23 protein-coding genes and 1 tRNA gene are annotated in these 23292 nt (G+C 70.3%); 10 read left to right on the top strand and 14 right to left on the bottom strand.

Going from position 1 to position 23292, the window contains the following annotated elements; translation table 11 throughout:
- Positions 1-528: 528 nt before the first annotated feature.
- Complete coding sequence (locus QF030_RS18495; RefSeq protein ID WP_307163779.1) at positions 529-801, top strand: hypothetical protein; 273 nt, start codon at positions 529-531, stop codon at positions 799-801.
- 69 nt (positions 802-870) lie between these two features.
- On the opposite strand, the gene QF030_RS18490 is transcribed toward QF030_RS18495, so the two are convergent.
- Together QF030_RS18490 and QF030_RS18485 are read right to left on the bottom strand one after the other, a co-directional pair.
- Positions 871-1269 carry a hypothetical protein gene (locus tag QF030_RS18490; RefSeq protein ID WP_307163778.1) on the bottom strand — a complete coding sequence of 133 codons (399 nt, stop codon included), beginning with the start codon at positions 1267-1269 and terminating at the stop codon, positions 871-873.
- A gap of 36 nt (positions 1270-1305) precedes the next feature.
- A complete protein-coding gene (locus QF030_RS18485; RefSeq protein WP_307163777.1) occupies positions 1306-3006 on the bottom strand; it encodes a sodium:solute symporter family protein in 1701 nt (566 codons plus the stop codon).
- Positions 3007-3155: 149 nt separating this feature from the next.
- On the opposite strand from QF030_RS18485, the gene galT reads away from it, so the two are divergent.
- Genes galT through galK form a run of 3 tightly spaced genes read left to right on the top strand, consistent with a single transcriptional unit; the run spans position 3156 to position 6366 of the window.
- On the top strand, positions 3156-4217 hold the full coding sequence (gene galT / locus QF030_RS18480; protein ID WP_307163776.1) for a galactose-1-phosphate uridylyltransferase: 1062 nt from the start codon (positions 3156-3158) through the stop codon (positions 4215-4217).
- The gene (gene galE / locus QF030_RS18475; RefSeq protein ID WP_307163775.1) at positions 4214-5209 is read left to right on the top strand and encodes a UDP-glucose 4-epimerase GalE; all 996 of its coding nucleotides are present in this window, start codon (positions 4214-4216) and stop codon (positions 5207-5209) included. The genes galT and galE overlap by 4 nt, the downstream gene beginning before the upstream one ends.
- Positions 5209-6366, top strand: a complete 1158-nt coding sequence (gene galK / locus QF030_RS18470; RefSeq protein WP_307163774.1) for a galactokinase — start codon at positions 5209-5211, stop codon at positions 6364-6366. The genes galE and galK overlap by 1 nt, the downstream gene beginning before the upstream one ends.
- A 162-nt stretch (positions 6367-6528) precedes the next feature.
- Here the strand turns inward: galK and QF030_RS18465 are convergent, their stop codons facing one another.
- On the bottom strand, positions 6529-6984 hold the full coding sequence (locus QF030_RS18465; protein ID WP_307163773.1) for a GNAT family N-acetyltransferase: 456 nt from the start codon (positions 6982-6984) through the stop codon (positions 6529-6531).
- Positions 6985-7254: 270 nt separating this feature from the next.
- Between QF030_RS18465 and QF030_RS18460 the strand changes: the two genes are divergently transcribed.
- Positions 7255-8022 carry a LuxR C-terminal-related transcriptional regulator gene (locus tag QF030_RS18460; RefSeq protein ID WP_307163772.1) on the top strand — a complete coding sequence of 256 codons (768 nt, stop codon included), beginning with the start codon at positions 7255-7257 and terminating at the stop codon, positions 8020-8022.
- Here QF030_RS18460 and QF030_RS18455 read toward each other — a convergent pair.
- Complete coding sequence (locus QF030_RS18455) at positions 7981-8478, bottom strand: MarR family winged helix-turn-helix transcriptional regulator (protein WP_307163771.1); 498 nt, start codon at positions 8476-8478, stop codon at positions 7981-7983. The two genes, QF030_RS18460 and QF030_RS18455, sit on opposite strands and share 42 nt — an antisense overlap.
- A gap of 104 nt (positions 8479-8582) precedes the next feature.
- On the opposite strand from QF030_RS18455, the gene QF030_RS18450 reads away from it, so the two are divergent.
- From QF030_RS18450 to QF030_RS18440, 3 genes are all read left to right on the top strand, one after another.
- The gene (locus tag QF030_RS18450; RefSeq protein ID WP_307163770.1) at positions 8583-9380 is read left to right on the top strand and encodes a trans-aconitate 2-methyltransferase; all 798 of its coding nucleotides are present in this window, start codon (positions 8583-8585) and stop codon (positions 9378-9380) included.
- A 1-nt stretch (position 9381) separates the two neighbouring features.
- Positions 9382-9750 carry a VOC family protein gene (locus QF030_RS18445; RefSeq protein WP_307163769.1) on the top strand — a complete coding sequence of 123 codons (369 nt, stop codon included), beginning with the start codon at positions 9382-9384 and terminating at the stop codon, positions 9748-9750.
- A gap of 65 nt (positions 9751-9815) precedes the next feature.
- Positions 9816-9989 (top strand): CsbD family protein, encoded by a 174-nt coding sequence (locus tag QF030_RS18440; protein ID WP_307163768.1) that lies wholly within the window; start codon positions 9816-9818, stop codon positions 9987-9989.
- 224 nt (positions 9990-10213) lie between these two features.
- On the opposite strand, the gene QF030_RS18435 is transcribed toward QF030_RS18440, so the two are convergent.
- Together QF030_RS18435 and QF030_RS18430 are read right to left on the bottom strand one after the other, a co-directional pair.
- Positions 10214-10894 (bottom strand): TetR/AcrR family transcriptional regulator, encoded by a 681-nt coding sequence (locus QF030_RS18435; RefSeq protein WP_307163767.1) that lies wholly within the window; start codon positions 10892-10894, stop codon positions 10214-10216.
- The gene (locus tag QF030_RS18430; protein WP_307163766.1) at positions 10891-11904 is read right to left on the bottom strand and encodes an acyl-CoA desaturase; all 1014 of its coding nucleotides are present in this window, start codon (positions 11902-11904) and stop codon (positions 10891-10893) included. Before QF030_RS18430 ends, QF030_RS18435 begins: the two co-directional genes overlap by 4 nt.
- Positions 11905-12216: 312 nt before the next feature.
- Here QF030_RS18430 and ppc point away from each other — a divergent pair, with 312 nt between their 5' ends.
- Positions 12217-14958 carry a phosphoenolpyruvate carboxylase gene (gene ppc, locus QF030_RS18425; RefSeq protein ID WP_307163765.1) on the top strand — a complete coding sequence of 914 codons (2742 nt, stop codon included), beginning with the start codon at positions 12217-12219 and terminating at the stop codon, positions 14956-14958.
- Between the two features lie 102 nt (positions 14959-15060).
- Here the strand turns inward: ppc and QF030_RS18420 are convergent, their stop codons facing one another.
- From QF030_RS18420 to QF030_RS18395, 6 genes are all read right to left on the bottom strand, one after another.
- Positions 15061-15681 (bottom strand): hypothetical protein, encoded by a 621-nt coding sequence (locus tag QF030_RS18420; RefSeq protein WP_307163764.1) that lies wholly within the window; start codon positions 15679-15681, stop codon positions 15061-15063.
- A 54-nt stretch (positions 15682-15735) separates the two neighbouring features.
- Positions 15736-16338 (bottom strand): aminoacyl-tRNA hydrolase, encoded by a 603-nt coding sequence (gene pth, locus QF030_RS18415; RefSeq protein WP_307163763.1) that lies wholly within the window; start codon positions 16336-16338, stop codon positions 15736-15738.
- A gap of 70 nt (positions 16339-16408) precedes the next feature.
- Entirely contained in the window at positions 16409-16993 is a 585-nt protein-coding gene (locus tag QF030_RS18410) for a 50S ribosomal protein L25/general stress protein Ctc (RefSeq protein ID WP_307163762.1), read from the bottom strand.
- A gap of 177 nt (positions 16994-17170) precedes the next feature.
- Positions 17171-18145 (bottom strand): ribose-phosphate diphosphokinase, encoded by a 975-nt coding sequence (locus QF030_RS18405; protein ID WP_020128448.1) that lies wholly within the window; start codon positions 18143-18145, stop codon positions 17171-17173.
- Positions 18146-18279: 134 nt separating this feature from the next.
- Positions 18280-19728: a bifunctional UDP-N-acetylglucosamine diphosphorylase/glucosamine-1-phosphate N-acetyltransferase GlmU gene (gene glmU / locus QF030_RS18400; RefSeq protein ID WP_307163761.1), complete on the bottom strand. Its 1449-nt coding sequence runs from the start codon at positions 19726-19728 to the stop codon at positions 18280-18282.
- 115 nt (positions 19729-19843) lie between these two features.
- Positions 19844-19915: transfer RNA gene (locus tag QF030_RS18395), tRNA-Gln, on the bottom strand.
- 516 nt (positions 19916-20431) lie between these two features.
- On the opposite strand from QF030_RS18395, the gene QF030_RS18390 reads away from it, so the two are divergent.
- The gene (locus QF030_RS18390) at positions 20432-21724 is read left to right on the top strand and encodes a sensor histidine kinase (protein ID WP_307163760.1); all 1293 of its coding nucleotides are present in this window, start codon (positions 20432-20434) and stop codon (positions 21722-21724) included.
- Positions 21725-21845: 121 nt separating this feature from the next.
- Here the strand turns inward: QF030_RS18390 and QF030_RS18385 are convergent, their stop codons facing one another.
- Both QF030_RS18385 and QF030_RS18380 read right to left on the bottom strand, forming a co-directional pair.
- Positions 21846-22340, bottom strand: a complete 495-nt coding sequence (locus QF030_RS18385; RefSeq protein ID WP_307163759.1) for an SUKH-3 domain-containing protein — start codon at positions 22338-22340, stop codon at positions 21846-21848.
- A gap of 82 nt (positions 22341-22422) precedes the next feature.
- Complete coding sequence (locus QF030_RS18380) at positions 22423-23010, bottom strand: YwqJ-related putative deaminase (protein ID WP_307163758.1); 588 nt, start codon at positions 23008-23010, stop codon at positions 22423-22425.
- Between the last annotated feature and the right edge of the window lie 282 nt (positions 23011-23292).

The following is a 23292-nucleotide window of genomic DNA, read 5'->3' as shown; positions in this document are numbered from 1 at the left end:
GACAGCGTTCGAAGCGTGGTGAGTTGGGCTTCGGCGTGGATGAACGCGGTGCCGGTCGCGCCTTCCCCGTAGACCGGTGTCGAATTGGGTACCGGACCGCCCGGATTCATCATCGAGCCTCCGGCCTCTCCACCTCGTGGACACCGCGGAGCTGCTCGCCTCGGAGCTGGTCTCCGACGCCGTACCGCACATCAAGGGGGCCCACCTGTCCGTGCCTCCGTTTCCGGGGCGTCGTCCTCCAGGTCGGCGCCTGGGACGCGGCCCCGGGCCGCCCGAGCCGCCGGGACGGCTGGGGGACCTGGCCGACGCGGAGAGCGGGCGCGGCCTGGCCCTCGTCCGGGCCTGTTCGGATCTCCGGCACGGCAGCCGCTGTCCCGGACGGGGCGCCGGGGCAAGCTCGCGTGTGCGAGCCGGCGGCGGCATAAGGCTCAGTCCGTGATGCAAAGTGGATAATCACGACATACGGTGCGTAACCGTAACGTCTCGCTCTGTCGCGAGGCACGCCATCCAGACGGAAAAGGGTATGCAATGCGCAAGCTCCGCAACACCGCTCTCGTGGCCGCCATGATCGGGAGCCTCGGCATGGCCGGCGCCGGGTTCGCCTCCGCCGCCGTCCACGGCGCGGACGGGGACTCCAGGGAGTGCTCCAACCACGTGGAGAACATCTCGTTCGGTCTCATCAACATCCCGAACCTGAACCTCCCGCTGCTCGGCGGCCTCTCGTCGAACCAGGACGCGACGCAGCAGATCTGCAACAACGGGGACGACGCCATCAACGCGAACGTCGCCGACCACGAGTAGACGGACCGAGCGGCTCCGGGACCCGAGGCCTCGGGTCCCGGAGCCTGCTCACCCGCACGGCCCCAGCCGCTACTCGCCCCGTGGCGGCTTCCCCTCCACCGCCTCCGGCGGCAGCGTCGCGGTGACCGGCGCCACGGGCCTCAGCTTCAGCCACACCAGGAAGAAGATGCCGAGGGCCAGCATGGCCAGGCCGGTCCACAGGTTGATGTTGATCCCCTGGGCCTTGTCGATCTCCGCGTCGCCGTCCGTGATGCCGGCGATCGTGACGATCACGCCGTAGACGACGAACAGGCCGCCGATGATGCGGCGCAGGTCGAAGATGCGGGCGGCGGTCGCGGACTTCTCCTCGAGTTCCGTGACCTCACGCTGGACGTCGGCCTCGGAGTACCCCGCCCGCCGCAGCCGCTCGGCCGCCTCGGGGTGTTCGGAGGGTTCGGAGGGCTTGGAGGGTTCGAATTGGTCGGACATGGTCTCTCCAGTCTCCCGCGGTATTCGCGACCGGGCTCAGAACGAGAACGGGATGTAGCAGGCGGCGGCCAGGATGATCGCGCTCCAGCCCAGCAGAGCCGGGCGCCGGTACCACGCGTCGTCGCCCGCCGCCGGCGGCTCGGTCATGCCGGGGGAGACGGTGCCGTACACCAGCCCCTGGAGCTCCTCGGCCGGCTTGGGCGCCGTGAAGAGGGACACCGCCACCATGACCACCGCGCCCGCGACGAAGCCCGCGATCGCGGAGACGAAGTTCGCGCCCTGGTCGGTGGGGATGCCGATGACGTCCTGCTTGTACAGGACGAAGTAGTTGACCATCGCCGCCGTGGTGCCCGCCAGCAGGCCCCAGAAGCCCGACTTCTTCGACGCCCGCTTCCAGAACATGCCGACGATGAAGACGACGAACATCGGGACGTTGAAGAAGGAGAACAGCGTCTGGAGGTAGCTCATGATGTTCGAGAAGGACGAGGCGAGGAACGCCGTGCCCACCGAGGCGGCCACCCCGATGGCGGTGATGAGACGGCCGAAGCGGACGTAGTAGGCGTCCTCCCGGCCCCGCACCACGTACTTCGCCCAGATGTCGGTCGTGAACACCGTGTTGAACGACGAGACGTTCGCCGCCATGCCCGCCATGAACGCCGCCAGCAGACCCGTCACCGCGATGCCCAGCACGCCGTTGGGCAGCAGCTCCTGCATGAGGTACGGGATCGCGTCGTTGTACTGGAGGTCGGAGTCGGCCGTGCCGATCTTCGGCACCAGCACCGCCGCCACCAGGCCCGGGATCATGACCAGGAAGACGATGAAGATCTTCGGGAACGCGGCGATGAGCGGGGTGCGCTGGGCCGCCGACAGGTTCTTCGCCGACAGGGCGCGCTGGACCTCGGCGAAGTTCGTCGTCCAGTAGCCGAAGGAGAGGACGAAGCCGAGGCCCAGCACGATGGTCAGCCAGTTCGCGCCGAGCGGGTTGTCGCTGCCGATGCCCGTGCCGCCCCAGGCGGTGACGAAGTCGTCGCCGTGGGACGCGGTCAGGGAGTCGGTCAGGCCGTCCCAGCCGCCCACCTTCTTCAGGCCGAGCACCGACAGCGGGATGAGCGCCGCCAGGATCACGAAGAACTGGAGGACCTCGTTGTAGATCGCCGAGGAGAGGCCGCCGAGCGTGATGTAGGCCAGTACGAAGGCGCCGGCGACCACGATCGCCACCCACTGCGGCCAGCCCAGCAGCGCCTCGACGACGATCGCGAGGGCGTACAGGTTCACGCCGGAGATCAGGATCGCCGCGAAGGCGAACAGGGCCGAGCTGAGCAGGTGGGCGCCCCGGTCGAAGCGCAGCAGCAGGAACTCGGGCACGGAGCGGACCTTGCTGCCGTAGTAGAACGGCATCATCACCAGGCCCAGGAAGACCATCGCCGGGATGGCGCCGATCCAGTACCAGTGGACGGTGTACGCGCCGTACTGCGCGCTGTTCGCGGCCATGCCCAGGATCTCGGTGGCGGCCAGGTTGGCCGATACGAACGCGAGGCCCGTGATCCAGGCGGGCAGGGAGCGTCCGGAGAGGAAGAAGTCGAGGCTGGTCTTCACCGATCTGCGAGCGGCGAAGCCGATGCCCAGGACCACGACGAAGTAGATGCCGAGGATCGTGTAGTCGAGCCAGTTCGTCGGCAGCCGCAGCTCTGCCGCCAGCTGTACTGCCGTGTGGGGCGGGTCTGTGGGGGTTCGCATACCCTGCTCACTTCTTTTGGTGTTCTTTGTTTGGTTGTGAGGGTGACTGGCGTGGGGGTTTATGGTTTTATGTGTTTGGTTCTGTTTGAAGCTTCGCTAGGTGTACGGATCTAGGTCTGCGGACCCAGAGGTACGGATGGAGAGTCGCGGTGAAGAAGACCTCGACCCGCTTGGCCGACGGTCGTGAGCTGATCTACTACGACCAGCGGGACGACTCGGTGCGCGACGCGGTGGACAGGCGTCCGCTGGATCCCACGGTCACCACTTCGGAGGTACGGAGGGATCCCCTGCTCGGCGATTCCATCGCCGTGGCCTCGCACCGGCAGGGGCGCATCTACCACCCGCCGGCCGACGAGTGCCCGCTCTGCCCCTCCCAGGGCGACCGGCTCAGCGAGATCCCGGACTCGTCGTACGACGTCGTCGTCTTCGAGAACCGTTTCCCCTCGCTGGCCGGCGACTCCGGGCGCTGCGAGGTGGTCTGCTTCACCTCCGACCACAACGCGTCCTTCGCCGACCTCACCGAGGAGCAGGCGCGTCTGGTCCTCGACGCGTGGACGGACCGGACGTCCGAGCTGTCTCATCTGCCCTCCGTGGAACAGGTGTTCTGCTTCGAGAACCGTGGCGCCGAGATCGGTGTGACTCTGGGTCACCCGCACGGGCAGATCTACGCCTACCCGTTCACCACCCCGCGCACCGCCCTGATGCTGCGTTCGGTCGCGGCGCACAAGGAGGCGACCGGCGGGGAGAACCTCTTCGACGCCGTCCTGGCGCGTGAACTCGCCGACGAGCGGGTCGTCCTGGAGAGTGAACACTGGGTCGCGTTCGTGCCGTACGCGGCGCACTGGCCCTACGAGGTGCACCTCTACCCCAAGCACCGGGTGCCTGACCTGCTCGCCCTCGACGAGGAGGCCCGCACAGAGTTCCCCCAGGTCTATCTGGAACTCTTGAGGCGCTTCGACCGGATCTTCGGCGAAGGTGAACCGCCCACGCCGTACATCTCCGCCTGGCACCAGGCGCCGTTCGGCGCACTGGAGGAGTTCGAGGGCGTCAACCGGGACGACTTCGCGCTGCATCTCGAGCTTTTCACCATTCGCCGCACTTCCGGCAAGCTGAAGTTTCTCGCGGGCTCCGAATCAGGCATGAACGTCTTCATCAACGACGTGCCGCCGGAGTTCGCGGCCCAGCGACTGCGAGAGGTAGCGAGTTCATGAGCGGCACCACCGGCACGAGCGGCAAGTATCTGGTCACGGGTGGCGCGGGCTACGTCGGCGGCGTGGTCGCCCAGCACCTGCTGGAGGCCGGCCACGAGGTCGTCGTGCTCGACAACCTCTCCACCGGTTTCCGCGAGGGCGTCCCGGCGGGCGCCTCGTTCATCGAGGGCGACATCCGCGACGCCGCCAAGTGGCTCGACGCCTCCTTCGACGCCGTCCTCCACTTCGCCGCGTTCTCGCAGGTCGGCGAGTCCGTCGTCAAGCCCGAGAAGTACTGGGACAACAACGTCGGCGGCACCATGGCGCTGCTGGGCGCCATGCGCGAGGCCGGCGTGCGCAAGCTGGTCTTCTCGTCCACGGCGGCGACGTACGGCGAGCCGAAGCAGGTGCCGATCGTGGAGAGCGCTCCGACGCAGCCCACGAACCCCTACGGCGCCTCCAAGCTCGCCGTCGACCACATGATCAGCGGCGAGGCCGCCGCCCACGGGCTCGGCGCCGTCTCCCTGCGCTACTTCAACGTGGCCGGCGCGTACGGCGAGCAGGGCGAGCGCCACGACCCCGAGTCGCACCTCATCCCGCTCGTCCTCCAGGTCGCGCAGGGCCGCCGCGAGGCCGTCTCCGTCTTCGGCGACGACTACCCGACCCCCGACGGCACCTGCGTCCGCGACTACATCCACGTCGCCGACCTCGCCGAGGCCCACCTCCTCGCCGTGGCCGCCGCCCGGCCCGGCGAGCACCTCATCTGCAACCTCGGCAACGGCAACGGCTTCTCCGTGCGCGAGGTCATCGAGACCGTCCGCGAGGTCACCGGCCACCCGATTCCCGAGGTCGTGGCCCCTCGCCGCGGCGGCGACCCGGCCGTCCTGGTCGCCTCGGCGGCCACCGCCCGCGAGCGGCTGGGCTGGAACCCGTCCCGCGCGGACCTCGCGGGTATCGTCGCGGACGCGTGGGCGTTCGCGCAGGACATCGCAAGCAGCGCAAGGGAGTCGTAGTGGGGGCACAGGAAGTTCGCGAGGGTTTCGTCCGGCTGTACGGGGCCGAGCCCGAGGGCGTCTGGGCGGCGCCCGGCCGCGTCAACCTCATCGGTGAGCACACCGACTACAACGACGGTTTCGTGATGCCCTTCGCGCTGCCGCACACCGCGGTCGCCGCGGTCTCACGGCGCACGGACGGCGTGCTGCGGCTGCACTCGGCCGACCTCGACAGCGGCGTCGCCGAGCTGCGGCTCGACGACCTGAGGCCCGAGTCCGACAAGAGCTGGACGGCGTACCCCGCCGGAGTCGTCTGGGCCCTGCGCGAGGCAGGGCACGCGGTGACCGGCGCCGACGTCCACCTGTCCTCGACGGTCCCGTCGGGCGCGGGCCTGTCGTCGTCCGCGGCGCTGGAGGTCGTCGTGGCCCTGGCGCTGAACGACCTCTACGACCTCGGGCTCCCGGGCTGGCAGCTCGCCCGCCTGTGCCAGCGCGCCGAGAACGTCTACGTCGGAGCGCCCACCGGCATCATGGACCAGACGGCGTCCGCGTGCTGCGAGGCCGGCCACGCGCTGTTCCTCGACACCCGCGACCTCTCGCAGAAGCAGATCCCCCTCGACCTGGCCGCCGAGGGCCTGCGCCTGCTGGTCGTCGACACCCAGGTCACGCACGCCCACAGCGACGGCGAGTACGGCAAGCGGCGGGCCGGCTGCGAGAAGGGCGCCGCCCTCCTCGGCGTCGACGCCCTGCGCGACATCGCGTACGCCGACCTGGACGCGGCCCTCGACCGGCTCGGTGACGAGGAGGAGGTCCGCCGCCTGGTCCGGCATGTGGTGACGGAGGACCAGCGGGTGGAGCAGGTCGTCTCCCTCCTGGAGTCCGGCGGCGACACCCGCGCCGTCGGGCCGGTCCTGACGGCCGGCCACGCCTCGCTCCGGGACGACTTCCGGGTCTCCTGTCCCGAGCTGGACCTCGTCGTCGACACCGCCCTCGCCCACGGGGCGCTCGGCGCGCGGATGACCGGCGGGGGCTTCGGGGGGTCGGCGATCGTCCTGGCCGAGGCCACCGATGTCGAGGCGCTCACCAAGGCCGTCGAAGAGGCGTTCGCGGCCGCGGGGCACAAGGCTCCGCGGGTGTTCGAGGCGGTGCCGGCGGCGGGCGCGCGTCGGCTGAACTGAGTGCTGTCCGGCGGGGCGGTGGGGTGCGCGAGGCCCGAGTGGCCCCCGGCCCCGCCGCCCCTTCCCGTTCCCGACCCCGGAGGCCGCGCCCCCGCACCCCCTTCCGGCCCCGGACGGGTTCCGTCCTCGGGCGCCGGACGGGCTGAGGGGAAGAAGCAGGAACTACCCCAGTCTTTTCGTCAGGGTGAACTCCGTCAGGCCCGGGGGGTAGTCCTCGATCACGCACACCACCTCGTAGCCCCGGCGCCGGTAGAAGTCCGGTGCCTGGAAGTCCCACGTCTCCAGGCGTACGCGGTCGCAGCCGCGCTGCTCGTGCGCGATGCGCTCCGCTTCGGCGAGGAGGGCGCTGCCGAGGCCCGTGCCCCGGTGCCGGGCGTCGACCCAGAGATAGGTGACGTGCAGCCAGGTCGTCCAGGTGTGGCCCACCAGACCGCCGGCCAGACCGCCGCCCGCGTCCGAGGCCCAGACGTGCAGCGCCGACTCGCGTTCCGCGGGTGTGCCACGCAGCGCGCGCAGCACCGGGGAGGCCTCGGTGTTGGTGGCGAGGAGCCGCGAACGGAGAAGATCGCGGCGAGTCCTGTCGACTTCTGTCTCAAGACGAAACATGCGGCACACCATAAACGCGGCGGCCGAACCAATCCTGCAATTTGCCTTCCGCTCCACGCCCGCGGCCCTACCCTGTGAACAGTGCCGGTGGGGGCCGGTACCGATCAGGGGGCGAGACAGTCGGGTACGGCGCCCGCGGTGGGGGTAGCAGTCTCTGCACGGCGGCGGCCGTCGCGGTAGTGGCATCCCTTCCGGGCGTCGTATCCGCGCCGGTCGACGTGCTCCATCTCCGGACCTTGGGGTATCCCCTGCTCTGTCAAGGAGCTTGGGGAAGGGGGTTTCGTGGTTCGCATCCGAGTTCTGGTCGTCGACGACCACCGTATCTTCGCCGAGTCGCTCGCCGCGGCACTGGCCGCCGAGCCCGACGTCGACGTGTCCGCGGCCGGCAGCGGCCCGGCGGCACTGCGCAGTCTGGAGCGCGCGGCCGCCGAGGGGCGCCGGTACGACGTGCTGCTCGTCGACGCGGACCTGGGCGCCGCTCTGCCGGGCATACGGCCCGCCGTGCCGGTGCAGGAGGTGGGGGAGGACGGGCTCGTCGACGGGATATCGCTGGTCGTGGGGGTCCGTGCCGCGCAGCCTCATGTTCGGATCGTCGTCCTCGCCGAGAAGGACGATCCGCGCCGCGCGGCCCTCGCCCTCCAGGCCGGGGCGTCCGGCTGGGTGGCGAAGGACTGCTCGCTGTCCCGGCTGCTCACCGTCATCAGAGGCGTGCTGCGCGAGGAGACGCATCTCCCCGCCGCCCTCCTCACCGGCGTGCTGCGGGAGTTGACGGCCGCCCGCAAGCACCGCACCGAGAGCGAACGACTCGTGGAGTCGCTCACTCCGAGGGAGCGGGAAGTGCTGCGCTGCATGGTCGCGGGACTGGGCAGGAAAGCGGTCGCCGACCGGTTGTTCCTCTCCCCGCACACCGTCCGCACCCATATGCAGAACGTGCTCGGCAAACTGGGCGTGCACTCCACCCTCGCCGCGGTCGCGCTCGCGCGCCGGGCCGGCGTCGGACCCGCCGACCTATCCCGGGATGTTGTCGAACGGGGCGGTCAACTGGCGTAGTAGACCCGCCAGTTCACCGCGCTGGGCGTGGGTGAGCTCGGCCAGGATCGCTCGCTCCTGGTCGAGCAGCCCGGCGAGGGCCTGGTCGGCGCGGTCCTTGCCGTCGTCCGTGAGGCGCACGAGCACACCCCGGCGGTCGCTCGGGTCCGGCAGCCGCTCCACCAGGTTCTTCTTCGCGAGCCGGTCGATACGGTTCGTCATCGTGCCCGAGGTCACCAGCGTCTGCGTCAGCAGCTGGCCCGGCGAGAGCTGGTAGGGCGCCCCCGCGCGCCGGAGCGCCGTCAGGACGTCGAACTCCCAGGGCTCCAACTGGTGCTCGGAGAACGCCAGACGGCGTGCGCGGTCCAGGTGCCGGGCCAGTCTGCTCACCCGGCTGAGTACTTCCAGCGGCTCCACGTCGAGGTCCGGGCGCTCCCGGCGCCACGCTGCGACCAGCCGATCGACCTCGTCCTCCATGACGATCAGTGTAGTGGTTGTGTCGACATGAAGTCTCTTGGTATGGAGTATCTTGATGTCAAGTCTCTTGACGTCAAGGTAAGTGAACGGGGAAAGTACCGGGCATGACGACCAACCCGACCTGGGACCCCGCCCAGTACCTGCGTCACGCCGGACACCGCGCCCGGCCCTTCGGCGACCTCCTCGCCCGCGTCCCCGACCTGCCCGGCGACCCGCCCCGCATCGCCGACCTCGGCTGCGGCCCGGGCCACCTCACCGCCGTCCTCGCCGACCGCTGGGCCACCGCCCGCGTCACCGGCTACGACAACTCGCCGCAGATGCTCGCCGACGCCGCGACGCACGCGGGCGCACGCCTCGACTTCGCTCACGCCGACCTCGCCGCCTGGACGCCGGAGGAGACGTACGACCTGCTCGTCTCGAACGCCGCCCTCCAGTGGGTACCCGGCCACCTCGACGCCTTCGCCGGCTGGCTGGACGGCCTCGCCCCCGGCGGCACCTTCGCCTTCCAGGTCCCGCACAACATCGACGCACCCCTGCACGCCCTCATGCGCGAACTCGGCAGCAGCCTCCGCTGGAAGAGCCGCCTCGGCCATGTCCTGCGCCACGAGGACTCCGTCCACGCCCCCGGCGTCTACCTCGACCGGCTGGCCCGCCTCGGCTGCGCCACCGACGTCTGGACGACCACCTACCTCCATGTGCTCCAGGGCGACGACCCCGTGCTCGACTGGGTCCAGGGCACCGGCCTGCGTCCCGCCCTCGACGCCCTCGCCGAGGATCCCGAGGCCCGCGACGCCTTCGTCACCGCATACCGCGACCTGCTCCGCGAGGCCTACCCGAGCGCCGGGTACGGCACCGTCCTGCCGTTCCGCCGCCTGTTCGCGGTGGCCACGAAGGCGGCCTGACATGCTGACCGCCGTCGACCACGTGCAGCTCGCCGCCCCGCCCGGCTCCGAGGAGCCGCTGCGCCGCTTCTACACCGGCACTCTCGGCATGACCGAGATCCCCAAGCCGCCGGCGCTCGCGGCGAAGGGAGGGTGCTGGTTCCGTGCGGGGACCGTCCACCTGCACCTGGGGATCGAGCCGGGCTTCAGGCCCTCCGCGAAGGGTCACCCCGGACTGCGGGTCACCGGCATCGAGGCGTACGCCGCCCGGCTCGAGGCCCACGGCACACCGGTCACCTGGGACGCGGACCTGCCCGGCCACCGCCGCTTCTACGCCCGGGACCCCGTCGGCAACCGGCTGGAGTTCCTCGAGCCCGACACCGAGGTTTGAGGAGCGCCGCACAGGTCACTCGCCCTACTGAGACCACACGCAGACCTGACTGGGAGTGATGGACAGTGGCAGGCGAGCAGAAGTCCAAGGCGAAGATGGAACAGGCCAAGGGCAAGGCGAAGGAAACGATCGGCCGCTCCGTGGGCAACGAGCGGATGGAAGCCGAGGGCCGCGCCGAGCAGGCCAAGGGCGACGCCCGTCAGGCCAAGGAAAAGGGCAAGGACGTCTTCAAGCACTGAGGTACCGAGGCGCCGAGGATCTGACGAGCCGCTGACGTGCGGCGGCGCCGAAGGCCCACAGTCGCAGACACGTGATCGTGCGGCGGCGGCACATGTGCCGCCGCCGCACGGCGGTGCCACGGCACACATGCACCACAGGCGTGGGTGCCGTGCCGGCGGCGGACATGCGGGCGGGCCCCGACCACCATGGCCGGGGCCCGCCCGCATGTCCGCGCCGCGTCCGTTCAGGCCTTTCGGCGTCCTATCAGGTGCGGCTTCGCCTCCAGCCCGTCCAGCCCGTGCCAGGACAGGTTCACCAGATGGGCCGCCACCTCCGCCTTCTTCGGGCGGCGTACGTCCAGCCACCACTGGCCGGTCAGGGCGACCATGCCGACCAGGGCCTGGGCGTACAGCGGGGCCAGCTTCGGGTCGAAGCCGCGGCTCTTGAACTCGCGGCCCAGGATGTCCTCCACCTGGGTCGCGATGTCGGAGATCAGCGAGGCGAACGACCCGGTCGACTGCGGGATGGGGGAGTCCCGGACCAGGATCCGGAAACCGTCCGTGTACTCCTCGATGTAGTCGAGAAGCGCGAACGCCGCCTGTTCGAGCAGTTCGCGGGGGTGTCCCGCCGTCAGCGACGACGTCACCATGTCCAGCAGCCGGCGCATCTCCCGGTCCACCACGACCGCGTAGAGCCCCTCCTTGCCGCCGAAGTGCTCGTACACCACCGGCTTGGAGACCCCGGCCTTCGCCGCGATCTCCTCCACCGAGGTGCCCTCGAAACCCTTCGCCGCGAACAGGGTGCGACCGATCTCGAGCAGCTGCTGGCGCCGCTCCGCACCCGTCATACGGGTGCGTCGGGCGCGCCGCGGCTTCGCTTCGGTACTGGGGGTACTGCTGGGATCGGTCGCCACGCCGTCAATCATGCCGCCTCGGCGGTGGCCTTCCCCCGTCGGGAGCCGTCCTCACCGGTGTTACGGCGCGAATCGATACGCGAGCGTGACGGCCAGCGCACGTCGTAGGCCCAGCCGAGCATCTCGAACCACCGGATGAACCGTGCGGAGGAGTCCAGCTGGCCCCGCATCACGCCGTGCCGCGCCGACGTCGGGTCCGCGTGGTGCAGGTTGTGCCAGGACTCGCCGCAGGACAGGATCGCCAGCCACCAGACGTTGCCGGAGCGGTCGCGGGACTTGAACGGGCGCTTGCCCACGGCGTGGCAGATCGAGTTGATGGACCAGGTCACGTGGTGGAGCAGGGCCACCCGCACCAGCGAGCCCCAGAGGAACGCGGTGAACGCGCCCCACCAGGACATCGTCACCAGCCCGCCCACCAGCGGCGGCAGCGCCAGCGACAGGATCGTCCAGTACACGAACTGACGGGAGATCGCGCGGAGCGCCGGGTCCTTGATCAGATCCGGCGCGTACTTCTCCTGCGAAGTCTGCTCCTCGTCGAACATCCACGCGATGTGGGCCCACCACAGGCCCTTCATCAGGGCCGGGAGCGTCTCGCCGAACCGCCACGGCGAATGCGGGTCGCCGTCCGCGTCGGAGAACTTGTGGTGCTTGCGGTGGTCCGCCACCCAGCGCACCAGCGGCCCCTCCACGGCCATCGAGCCCGCGATCGCCAACGCGATCCTGAGCGGCCGCTTCGCCTTGAACGAACCGTGCGTGAAGTAGCGGTGGAAGCCGATCGTGATGCCGTGGCACCCGAGGAAGTACATGAAGACCAGCAGACCGATGTCCAGCCAGCTCACGCCCCAGCCCCAGGCCAGCGGCACCGCCGCCAGCACCGCCAGGAACGGGACGACGATGAAGATCAGCAGCATGATCTGCTCGATCGAACGCTTCTGCTCGCCACCGAGGGTGGCGGAGGGCGTGGGGGTGCCGTCGGGCGTCTTCGAAGGGTCATCGATCACGTTGGAGCTGCCTGTGGTCATGCGCGTCCCCTGGGGGGTCTTGGGTTGAGGGAGATGCCGTCGTTCCGCACACCGCGGAAGGTCACGCAGCGAACCAATGCCACGCTCCTTACGGTTCCGTAACCTACGGCATCGTAAGTATGGCAGTGCCTTGCCCGGCGGCAAGAGCCCGCCAACCTGCGCGTCCCCAGGGACACCTATCCTTGGAGACAGCCGGACAGCGCGGTCCGCTCTGTTTTCTTCCCGGATGTCCGGCCCCTATGCGACGTGTGCCGCGGGCCGGAGTACGGGTTCCCTCCCGGACGAGCTTCAACACTGCAAGGAGCCGCACCTGTGAGCAGTGCCGACGACCTTGGCCAGGCCACCGCAACGACCAGCACCGAGCTGCGCGCCGACATCCGCCGACTGGGTGATCTCCTCGGCGAGACCCTCGTCCGGCAGGAGGGCCCGGAACTCCTCGACCTGGTCGAGAAGGTCCGCCGCCTGACCCGCGAGGACGGCGAGGCCGCCGCCGAGCTGCTGCGTGGCATCGAACTGGAGACCGCGGCCAAGCTGGTCCGCGCCTTCTCCACCTACTTCCACCTCGCCAACGTCACCGAGCAGGTCCACCGCGGCCGCGAACTGCGCGAGCGCCGCGCCGCCGAGGGCGGTCTCCTCGCCCGCACCGCCGACCGTCTCAAGGACGTCGACCCCGAACACGTCCAGCAGACGGTCCGCCACCTCAACGTCCGCCCCGTGTTCACGGCACACCCCACCGAAGCCGCGCGCCGGTCGGTACTCAACAAGCTCCGGCGCATCGCCGCGCTCCTCGACACCCCCGTCATCGAGGCCGACCGCCGCCGCTACGACACCCGCCTGGCCGAGAACATCGACCTCGTCTGGCAGACCGACGAACTCCGGGTCGTACGCCCCGAGCCCGCCGACGAGGCCCGCAACGCCATCTACTACCTCGACGAACTCCACGCGGGCGCCGTCGGCGACGTCCTGGAGGACCTCACCGCCGAACTGGAGCGCGTCGGCGTCAAGCTCCCCGAGAACACCCGCCCGCTCACCTTCGGCACGTGGATCGGCGGCGACCGCGACGGCAACCCCAACGTCACCCCCCAGGTGACCTGGGACGTCCTCATCCTTCAGCACGAACACGGCATCAACGACGCCCTGGAGATGATCGACGAGCTCCGCGGCTTCCTGTCCAACTCCATCCGCTACACCGGCGCCACCGAGGAGCTTCTGGAGTCGCTCAAGGGCGACCTCGAACGGCTGCCCGAGATCAGCCCCCGCTACAAGCGCCTCAACGCCGAAGAGCCCTACCGCCTCAAGGCCACCTGCATCCGGCAGAAGCTCGAGAACACCAAGCAGCGCCTCGCCAAGGGCATCCCCCACGAGACCGGCCGCGACTACCTCGGCACCAGCGAGCTCCTCGCGGACCTCACCCTCATCCAGACCTCGCTGCGCGAGCACCGCGGCGGCCTGTTCGCCGACGGCCGGATGAACCGCACCATCCGCACCCTCGCCGCGTTCGGTCTCCAGCTCGCCACCATGGACGTCCGCGAACACGCCGACGCCCACCACCATGCCCTCGGCCAGCTCTTCGACCGCCTCGGCGAGGAGTCCTGGCGCTACGCCGACATGCCCCGCGAGTACCGCACGAAGCTCCTCGCCAAGGAGCTGCGCTCGCGCCGGCCGCTCGCGCCCACCCCGGCCCCCGTCGACGCCGCGGGCGAGAAGACCCTCGGCGTCTTCGGGACGGTCAAGCGGGCCCTCGCCGTCTTCGGACCCGAGGTCATCGAGTCGTACATCATCTCCATGTGCCAGGGCGCCGACGACGTGTTCGCCGCGGCGGTCCTGGCCCGTGAGGCCGGCCTCGTCGACCTGCACGCCGGCTGGGCGAAGATCGGCATCGTGCCGCTCCTGGAGACCACGGACGAGCTCAAGGCCGCCGACACCATTCTCGAGGACATGCTCTCCGACCCCTCCTACCGGCGCCTCGTGGCGCTGCGCGGAGACGTCCAGGAGGTCATGCTCGGCTACTCCGACTCCTCCAAGTTCGGCGGCATCACCACCAGCCAGTGGGAGATCCACCGCGCCCAGCGCCGGCTGCGCGACGTCGCCCACCGCTACGGCGTCCGGCTGAGGCTCTTCCACGGCCGCGGCGGCACCGTCGGCCGCGGCGGCGGCCCCTCCCACGACGCCATCCTCGCCCAGCCCTGGGGCACCCTGGAGGGCGAGATCAAGGTCACCGAACAGGGCGAGGTCATCTCCGACAAGTACCTCATCCCCTCCCTGGCCAGGGAGAACCTGGAACTGACGGTCGCCGCGACCCTGCAGGCCTCCGCCCTGCACACCGCCCCCCGCCAGTCCGACGAGGCCCTCGCCCGCTGGGACGCCGCCATGGACGTCGTCTCCGACGCCGCCCACGCCGCCTACCGCGCCCTGGTCGAGGACCCCGACCTCCCGCCCTACTTCTTCGCCTCCACCCCCGTCGACCAGCTCGCCGACCTGCACCTCGGATCGCGCCCCTCCCGCAGGCCCGACTCCGGTGCCGGGCTCGACGGCCTGCGCGCCATCCCGTGGGTCTTCGGCTGGACCCAGTCCCGCCAGATCGTCCCCGGCTGGTTCGGCGTCGGCTCCGGCCTCAAGGCGCTGCGCGAGGCCGGCCTCGACACCGTCCTGGACGAGATGCGCGACCAGTGGCACTTCTTCCAGAACTTCATCTCCAACGTCGAGATGACCCTCGCGAAGACCGATCTGCGCATCGCCCAGCACTACGTCGACACCCTCGTCCCCGACGACCTCAAGCACGTCTTCGACCGGATCAAGGCCGAACACGCCCTCACCGTCGCCGAGGTACTGAAGATCACCGGCGAACCGGAACTGCTCGACGCCACCCCCGTGCTCAAGCAGACCTTCACCATCCGCGACGCCTACCTCGACCCCATCTCCTACCTCCAGGTCACCCTGCTCAAGCGCCAGCGTGACGCCGCGGCCGCGGGAGCCGAACCCGACCCGCTCCTCGCCCGCGCCCTCCTCCTCACCGTCAACGGCGTCGCCGCGGGCCTGCGCAACACCGGCTGACCCCCGCTCCCCGCACCTGAGGGTGCCCCCGGGACCGTACGGACCCGGGGGCACCCTCATGTCACGCGCTCACGAACTCAACGAACTCACGAACTCACGCGCTCACACCGCCAGGAACGCCGCCGTGAGCAACGCGATCCCCGACCCCGCCAGCACCCAACCCACCCGCACCCGCCCCAGACCACCCGCGACCACCACCGACGCCAGCAGCAGCGCCCCGCCCAACGGCACCCACGCGTACAGGACCCCGGCCGGACCGCACCGCACCACCTCGTCACTGCCCGGCTTGATGACCACCGTGTAGACGCCGCCCTTGCGGACCGCCACCGACTTCTCGATCACCACGCGCGCGCGTGCCGTCGACCCGGCGGACAGCGGCGTGTACGGCCCGGCACACGTGTCCTCACCGCACCGCGTCACCTCGACCGTGCCCTGCTCCCGGCCCTTCGTCAGCATCACGTGCTGCGCGGATCCCCAGGAACCCCACACCCCCGCCAACAGGAGCAGCACGGTGATCGCCCCCATCGCCACCAGCCGCCCCAGCCGCAACGCGGTCGCGGGAACCGAATTCCCGGCCGTCCCCTTCACCGAGCCCTTGGCCGATTCCGAACCCTTGGCCGCGCCGGAACCCTTGGCCGGGGCCGCGCCTCCGCCCGAGCTCCTGGCCGAGTTCTTACGGGAGTGACCCCGGCGACGGTGGGACGAGGCTGCTGTGGCAGGCATGGCCGGGATCATTGGCCATGCCTGAACGGCCCGTCAACCCGAGGGGGCGACAAGTCAGGAGTTGTACGTGGTTTGCGCCCGCTCCAGCCCCTCGAGCACCAGCGCCTCCACCGCGTCCGCCGCACGGTCCACGAAGTAGGCCAGCTCCTTGCGCTCGGCCGAGGAGAAGTCCTTCAGCACGAAGTCCGCCACCTGCATCCGCCCCGGCGGCCGCCCGATCCCGAACCGCACCCGGTGATAGTCCGCGCCCATGATCTTCGTCATCGACTTCAGACCGTTGTGCCCGTTGTCCCCACCGCCGAGCTTCAGCCGCAGCACGCCGTAGTCGATGTCCAGCTCGTCGTGCACCGCGACGATGTTCGCCACCGGCACCTTGTAGAAGTCCCGCAACGCGGTGACCGGCCCGCCCGACACGTTCATGAACGACATCGGCTTCGCCAGCACCACCCGCCGGCTCCCCGTGCCCGGCGGCCCCAGCCGCCCCTCGACGACCTGGGCCTGCGCCTTGCCCGCCCGCTTGAACCTCCCCCCGATCCGCTCGGCCAGGAGATCCGCCACCATGAAACCGACGTTGTGCCGGTTCATGGCGTACTCGGGGCCGGGATTGCCGAGCCCCACGATCAGCCAGGGGGCATTGGCGTCGGTCGTCACGTCCATGTCTCCTTGATACGCGCAGGCCGCCGCCCCCCGGAGGGAGCGGCGGCCGACGGGATGAGGTGCGGGGAAATCAGGCCTCGGTGGCCTCGGCCTCGGCGTCCGCCGGGGCCTCCTCCGCCTGGGCGGCCAGGACCTGGAGGACGACCGCGTCCTCGTCGATCGCCAGCGTGGTGCCCTCGGGCAGCGGGATGTCCTTGGCGAGGATGGCCGCACCGGCCTCCAGACCCTGGATCGAGACGGTGACCGACTCGGGGATGTGGGTGGCCTCGGCCTCGACCGTCAGCGTGCTCAGCACGTGCTCGAGCAGGTAGGCACCCGGGGCCAGCTCACCCTCGGTGTGGACGTAGACCTCGACGTTGACCTTCTCGCCGCTGCGGACCAGCAGCAGGTCGACGTGGTCGAGGAAGCCCTTGATCGCGTCGCGCTGCACGGCCTTCGGGATGGCCAGCTGGGTCTTGCCGTCGATGTCCAGGCTGAGCAGGACGTTCGGCGTGCGCAGCGCCAGCTGGAGCTCGTGGCCCGGCAGCGTGATGTGCACCGGGTCGGCACCGTGACCGTAGACCACGGCGGGAACCTTGCTGGCGCGGCGGATACGGCGGGCGGCGCCCTTGCCGAACTCGGTGCGGGTCTCGGCTGCGAGCTTGACCTCGGCCATGTTCACTCCTCGTAGAACTGGGGAAAGGTGGTCACCCGGCCAAACCATCGGCCTGCTACGAAGAGCGCGTCGATAACGGACCGCCGCACACAGACGTGTACGGCCTCCCTCGCCGAGCAACTGTGGCAGTTTACGCAGCGGGAAGGCCGTACAGGAAATCGATCTAGACGAGGACCGTCACTGCTCGTCGAAGAGGCTCGTCACCGAACCGTCCTCGAACACCTCGCGCACCGCGTTCGCGATCGTCGGCGCGATCGACAGCACCGTGATCTTGTCCACCTCCAGCTCACCCGGCGTCGGCAGGGTGTTGGTGAAGATGAACTCGCTGACCTTCGAGTTCTTCAGGCGATCGGCGGCCGGACCCGACAGCACACCGTGCGTCGCCGTCACGATGACGTCCTCCGCACCGTGCGCGAACAGCGCGTCCGCGGCGGCGCAGATCGTGCCACCCGTGTCGATCATGTCGTCGACCAGCACACAGACGCGGCCCTTGACCTCACCCACGACCTCGTGGACGGTCACCTGGTTCGCCACGTCCTTGTCGCGCCGCTTGTGCACGATCGCCAGCGGCGCGCCCAGCCGGTCGCACCAGCGGTCCGCCACCCGCACCCGGCCCGCGTCCGGCGAGACCACGGTCAGCTTGTCGCGGTCCACCTTGCTGCCCACGTAGTCGGCGAGCAGCGGGAGCGCGAACAGATGGTCCACCGGGCCGTCGAAGAAGCCCTGGATCTGATCCGTGTGCAGATCCACGGTCAGGATCCGGTGCGCACCGGCCGTCTTCATCATGTCGGCGATCAGACGGGCCGAGATCGGCTCACGCCCGCGGTGCTTCTTGTCCTGCCGGGCGTAGCCGTAGAACGGCACGATCACGGTGATCGAGCGGGCCGACGCGCGCTTCAGCGCGTCGATCATGATCAGCTGTTCCATGATCCACTTGTTGATCGGAGCCGTGTGGCTCTGGATCAGGAAGCAGTCCGCACCTCGCGCCGACTCCTGGTAGCGGACGTAGATCTCACCATTGGCGAAATCGAAGGCCTTCGTCGGGACGACCCCGACACCCAGCTGGTGGGCGACCTCCTCGGCAAGCTCGGGGTGGGCGCGGCCGGAGAAGAACATCATCTTCTTCTCGCCGGTCGTCTTGATCCCGGTCACAGCACTGTCTCCTCAGAGGTGTCTCAGCTGGGTGTCGAGAGACCTCGCCGCTGGGCGCGACGGGGCCGTCTCAGCTGGTGGGGTGCGGGTGTGCACCTATCACGGTACGCCGTGTCCGACGCGCCCGTTTCCGGTCAGCTTTCGCTTTCCGCCTGGCGGGAGGCCGTCTCGGCCGCCTTCGCCGCCGCGCTGCCCGGGCGCTTGCGGGCCACCCAACCCTCGATATTCCGCTGCTGACCACGGGCCACGGCCAGCGAACCGGGCGGCACGTCCTTCGTGATCACGGACCCGGCGGCGGTGTACGAGCCGTCCCCCACCGTGACAGGCGCCACAAACATGTTGTCCGAACCCGTACGGCAGTGCGACCCGACGGTGGTGTGGTGCTTGTCCTTCCCGTCGTAGTTCACGAACACGCTCGCCGCGCCGATGTTGGTGTACTCACCGATCGTCGCGTCACCGACGTAGGACAGGTGCGGGATCTTCGTCCCCTCGCCGATGGCGGCGTTCTTCGTCTCGACGTACGTGCCGATCTTGCCCTTCGCCCCGAGACGGGTACCGGGACGGAGATACGCGTACGGCCCCACGATCGCGTCCGGACCGATCTGGGCGCCGTTCGACACGGTGTTGTCCACCCGGGCGCCCGCACCGACCTCGGTGTCCCTCAGCCGGCAGTTCGGGCCGACCTCGGCGCCCTCGCCGAGATGCGTGCTGCCGTGCAGCTGCGTACCGGGGTGGACGACGGCGTCCTGCTCGAAGGTGACGGTGACGTCGACCCAGGTCGTCGCCGGGTCGACGACCGTGACGCCGGACAGCATCGCGGCGGTCAGCAGCCGGTCGTTGAGAATGCGGCGGGCCTCGCTGAGCTGCACCCGGTTGTTGATGCCGGCGATCTCACGGTGGTCGGCCGCGACGGACGCGCCGACCCGGTGACCGGCCTCCCGGAGAATCCCCAGGACGTCGGTCAGGTACTCCTCGCCCTGGCTGTTGTCCGTGCGGACCTTCTTCAGCGCGTCGGCCAGCAGCTGCCCGTCGAAGGCGAAGACCCCGGAGTTGATCTCACGGATCGCGCGCACCGCGTCGTTCGCGTCCTTGTGCTCGACGATCGCGGTGACGGCACCGGAGGCGCCGTCCCGGACGATCCGCCCGTAGCCGGTCGCTTCCGGCACCTCGGCGGTGAGGACGGTGACGGCGTTCCCGTCCGCGTGGTGGGTGGCGGCGAGCTCCGCGAGGGTCGCGCCGGTGAGCAGCGGGGTGTCGCCGCAGACGACGACCACCGTTCCGTCGACGCCGCCGCCGAGCTGCTCGAGCCCCATCCGGACGGCGTGCCCGGTGCCGTTCTGCTCCTCCTGCACGGCGGTGCGTACGCCGGGGTCGACCTCGGCGAGGTGCGCCGTGACCTTCTCCCGTGCGTGTCCGACCACGACGACCAGGTTCTCGGGGTCCAACTCACGCGCCGCGGCCAGCACATGGCCCACGAGGGAGCGGCCGCTGATCTCGTGCAGGACCTTCGGTATGGCGGACTTCATACGGGTGCCCTCACCCGCTGCGAGAACGACGACGGCTGCCGGGCGAATGGCGCTCACGGAAGTTGCCCTTCGGCTGTGGAGTGGGGTGGGACATCCGAAGGATACCGGGGCGTTTCTTTGGGGACATGAGAGCGGGCCCTGACTGTGCTGTCAGGGCCCGGTCCCGGCGCGGCTCCCCCGCCAGGACTTGAACCCGGACAGATGGCACCAAAAGCCACAGTGCTGCCAATTACACCACGGGGGAATAAATTCGACCGAACCGGACATTTGGCCGGACTGCCGAGTGGCGCCTCCTACTATGCCGTACCACCAGCCCTCGATGCGACGGTGTAGGCCGGCGCCGGCACCCGGCCCCGCGGTCGCCATTCCCGTGCCGCGGTCGCGGTTCCGGCGCCCTCTCGCACACGTCGTCCGTCGCTCGCGGGTGTTTCGTCCGCTCCGGGACGGTTCGCCCTCGACAAGGCGTTGCGGGGTGCCCTCGTGCGGCTGGAGTTGGTCGCGGATCGGCCGGAGGGCGAGCCCCGCCCGCCGCGGCGCGACCGCACGCTCCCGCAGCCCCCTCGAAGTCCGCGTACTTGCCGGGGGAATGTGCCACCTGCGTACCCCTCGGGCGGAATGCTCGGTTCCGGGTCGAACGGCCGTGGTTCAGCAGTTCGAGGGATACCGGTGGGTTTCGATGCTGTTCGGTTACGTAGTGTGGTGACGGCCGGTCGGGGAAAGTCGCCGGAAAAGCCGGGGGTCGCGCCCGTAGGCTGGAGGCATGACCATGACGGGGGAAGAGGACACGGCGGCCCTGGGAGGGCCGTGGTGGTGGACCAGATGGCGGAGTGCGGCGTTCGACTGGAGCCTGGGGTTGGTGTCCGCCGTGGAGTGCGCGGTGGAGGGGATCCCGTTCGCGCGGGACGCGGGGATCCCGCCGGCGGTGGGGGTGGTGTTCGGACTGCTCGCCGGGTCGGTTCTGGTGGTGCGGCGGAAGTGGCCCATCGCGGTGGTGCTGGTGTCGATCGCGATCACCCCGGCCCAGATGGGCTACCTGATGGGCATCGTGGGGCTGTACACGCTCGCCGCCTCCGAGCTGCCCCGGCGGATCATCGCCTCGCTCGCGGGAATGCAGCTGGTGGGGACGCTGATCGTGACGTTCGTGCGGGTGCGGCAGAGCATGGACCAGGGCCGGCTGACCATCGGTGACTGGTTCATCCCCTTCGCCGCCATCACGACCTCGCTGGGACTCACCGCCCCGCCGCTGCTGCTCGGGATGTACGTCGGTGCGCGACGGCGGCTCATGGAGAGCCTGCGGGAGCGGGCCGACAGTCTCGAGCGTGAGTTGCAGCTGCTCGCGGAGCGGGCGGAGGAACGGGCGGAGTGGGCGCGCGGCGAGGAGCGGACCCGGATCGCGCGGGAGATGCACGACGTGGTCGCGCATCGGGTGAGTCTGATGGTCGTCCACGCGGCGGCGTTGCAGGCGGTGGCGCGGAAGGACCCCGAGAAGGCGGTGCGGAACGCGGCGCTCGTGGGTGACATGGGGCGGCAGGCGTTGACCGAGTTGCGGGAGATGCTCGGGGTGCTGCGCAGCGGTGGTCCGGGGGAGCGGTCGGCGTCGGCCCCGGTGCCGGTGGTGGCGGTGGGGGTGGCCGCGGCGGTGGTGACGGAGGAGGGCGAGGGGCCCTGTCTGTCGGAGCTCGACGAGTTGGTGGGGCAGTCGGCGGCGGCGGGGATGGTCGTGGAGTTGCTGGTGGAGGGGAAGGTGCGGGCGTATGCGGGGGAGGTGGAGCAGACGGCGTACCGGGTGGTGCAGGAGGCGTTGACGAACGTGCACAAGCATGCGGCGGGCGCCAAGACGCATGTCCGGTTGGCGCATCGGGAGGGGGAGATCGCGATGCAGGTGGAGAACGGTCCGCCGCCGGAGGTGTCGGCGTTGTCGGCGGGGTTCCCGTCGGGGGGCAACGGACTGGTGGGGATGAAGGAGCGCGTGGTGGCGCTGGGTGGGGTGTTCGTGTCGGGGCCGACGGAGGCGGGGGGCTTCCGGGTGTCGGCGGTGATTCCGGCGTCGTAGGCCGGGCCGTCGTAGGGGTGCCGTCCAGGGATGCGGTCCGGGGCTGCCGTCGTAGGTCTGCCGTCCGGGCGTGCCGTCGTAGGTCTGCCGTCGTGGATCCGTGGACGAGGGCGGCGGTCGGTCAGCCGGCGGTGAGGCGGACGGGTTCGATGCCGGCGGTGAGGGCGCCGAGGGCCTGGTCGATGTCGGGGCCGAGATACCAGTCGCCGGTGTGGTCGAGGGCGTAGACGCGGCCTTCGGCGTCGATGGCGAGGATGCCCTGGGTGTCGGTCTCGGTGCCGAGAGGGGCGACGTCGGTGTCGAGGGCGCGGCCGAGGTCGGCGAGGGTGCGGGCGAGGTGGAGGCCGTGCAGGGGGTCGAGGTGGACGGTGATGGGTGCGACCTGGCGGCCGGGGCCGGTGGGGGCGATGGTGAGGCCGCCGAATTCGGCCCAGGCCTCGACGGCGGCCGGGAAGACGGCGTGGCGGTGGCCGGCGGGCGAGGTGTGGTCGCGGAGGGTGTCGGCCCAGATCTCGGCCTGTTTGATGTCCCAGCGTCCGGGTTGCCAGCCGGCGGCGCGCAGTGCGGCGTCGACGGGGACGGGGAAGCGTGTGGTGGAGGTGCGGTCGGGGTGCATCGGCCCTTCGTTCGTCGCGCTGGTGGTGCGTGGCCCGGTGGGGCCGTGGTGTCGTCCTGCGTGGAGGGTGGCGGGGTGCGGATCAGTCGTCGGTGGTGGACGGGTCGACGATGCGGACTCCGAAGTGGGCGCTGAGCGCGGTGCAGGCGCGGCAGGGGGTGGCGAAGCTGCCGTGCAGGGGGTCGCCGTCCTCGCGGATGCGCCGGGTGGTGAGTTTCGCTTGTTTGAGGGTTTTGCGCGCTTCGCCGTTGGTCATGGGGCGGCGGGCGGCGCGTCTGCTGCGGGCGGCGTCGGCGGCGGTGATGTGCCGGGAGATGAGGAGCGCCTCGGCGCAGCGTCCGGTGAAGCGGTCGCGTTGGGCGCTGGTGAGGGTGTCGAGGAAGTCCTGGACGAGGGGGTGCAGGGGTGGGGGCTGGTCGGTGCGTGCGGCGGTGCCGGTGAGGGTGGCGCCGCGGACGGAGAGGGCGGCGGCGACGGTGGGGAGTATGCCGTCCCGGCGGTGGCGGAGGACGGGCGTGTGCGGCCCCTCGGTGGCGGACCAGCCGATGCGGGGGTCGCCGGACCGGCCGGTGTGCGGGTCGCCGGTGCGGCCGGTGTGGTGGGCGGCCGTGTGGGCGGCGTACAGGTCGTCCGACCTGCCGGTGGGTGACCCCGTCTGTGTCGCGTTCATGATCCTTTTCCCCTCCCGTGCATCCCCCGGACGTCACAGACTGCCAAATGGCGTGGCTGGTGCGGAAGCTGGGGCGGTTCGACACGCCCGGGTTCGGGCTGGCTGTCACGGCGGGGTGACGGCTGGTCACGGAAGCGGAGGGCCGGTGACCGCTGTCGTCGTACCGCATAGGCTGTCGGCACCGTCGGCGCGCGGTTGACGCGCGTTGGAGATTGTTGGAGACAGTCGATACGGGGCGTGGTGGGTGGGTCCGGAGGCGGAACCGGCCGCTGCGGGCCGTAC

This window comes from Streptomyces rishiriensis (assembly GCF_030815485.1).
Classification (GTDB): Bacteria; Actinomycetota; Actinomycetes; order Streptomycetales; family Streptomycetaceae; genus Streptomyces; species Streptomyces rishiriensis_A.
Note: the sequence above shows the minus strand (reverse complement) of the source record. Positions and strands in the feature narration are given on the sequence as shown.

Excerpts from the sequence above, each read along its gene's own strand:
- QF030_RS18495 (WP_307163779.1), top strand. The coding sequence starts at position 529 with ATGCGCAAGCTCCGCAACACCGCTCTCGTGGCCGCCATGATCGGGAGC.
- QF030_RS18490 (WP_307163778.1), bottom strand. The coding sequence starts at position 1,269 with ATGTCCGACCAATTCGAACCCTCCAAGCCCTCCGAACCCTCCGAACAC.
- QF030_RS18485 (WP_307163777.1), bottom strand. The coding sequence starts at position 3,006 with ATGCGAACCCCCACAGACCCGCCCCACACGGCAGTACAGCTGGCGGCA.
- galE (WP_307163775.1), top strand. The coding sequence starts at position 4,214 with ATGAGCGGCACCACCGGCACGAGCGGCAAGTATCTGGTCACGGGTGGC.
- QF030_RS18465 (WP_307163773.1), bottom strand. The coding sequence starts at position 6,984 with ATGGTGTGCCGCATGTTTCGTCTTGAGACAGAAGTCGACAGGACTCGC.
- QF030_RS18455 (WP_307163771.1), bottom strand. The coding sequence starts at position 8,478 with ATGGAGGACGAGGTCGATCGGCTGGTCGCAGCGTGGCGCCGGGAGCGC.
- QF030_RS18450 (WP_307163770.1), top strand. The coding sequence starts at position 8,583 with ATGACGACCAACCCGACCTGGGACCCCGCCCAGTACCTGCGTCACGCC.
- QF030_RS18445 (WP_307163769.1), top strand. The coding sequence starts at position 9,382 with ATGCTGACCGCCGTCGACCACGTGCAGCTCGCCGCCCCGCCCGGCTCC.
- QF030_RS18435 (WP_307163767.1), bottom strand. The coding sequence starts at position 10,894 with ATGATTGACGGCGTGGCGACCGATCCCAGCAGTACCCCCAGTACCGAA.
- QF030_RS18430 (WP_307163766.1), bottom strand. The coding sequence starts at position 11,904 with ATGACCACAGGCAGCTCCAACGTGATCGATGACCCTTCGAAGACGCCC.
- QF030_RS18420 (WP_307163764.1), bottom strand. The coding sequence starts at position 15,681 with ATGCCTGCCACAGCAGCCTCGTCCCACCGTCGCCGGGGTCACTCCCGT.
- pth (WP_307163763.1), bottom strand. The coding sequence starts at position 16,338 with ATGGACGTGACGACCGACGCCAATGCCCCCTGGCTGATCGTGGGGCTC.
- QF030_RS18410 (WP_307163762.1), bottom strand. The coding sequence starts at position 16,993 with ATGGCCGAGGTCAAGCTCGCAGCCGAGACCCGCACCGAGTTCGGCAAG.
- QF030_RS18390 (WP_307163760.1), top strand. The coding sequence starts at position 20,432 with ATGACCATGACGGGGGAAGAGGACACGGCGGCCCTGGGAGGGCCGTGG.
- QF030_RS18385 (WP_307163759.1), bottom strand. The coding sequence starts at position 22,340 with ATGCACCCCGACCGCACCTCCACCACACGCTTCCCCGTCCCCGTCGAC.
- QF030_RS18380 (WP_307163758.1), bottom strand. The coding sequence starts at position 23,010 with ATGAACGCGACACAGACGGGGTCACCCACCGGCAGGTCGGACGACCTG.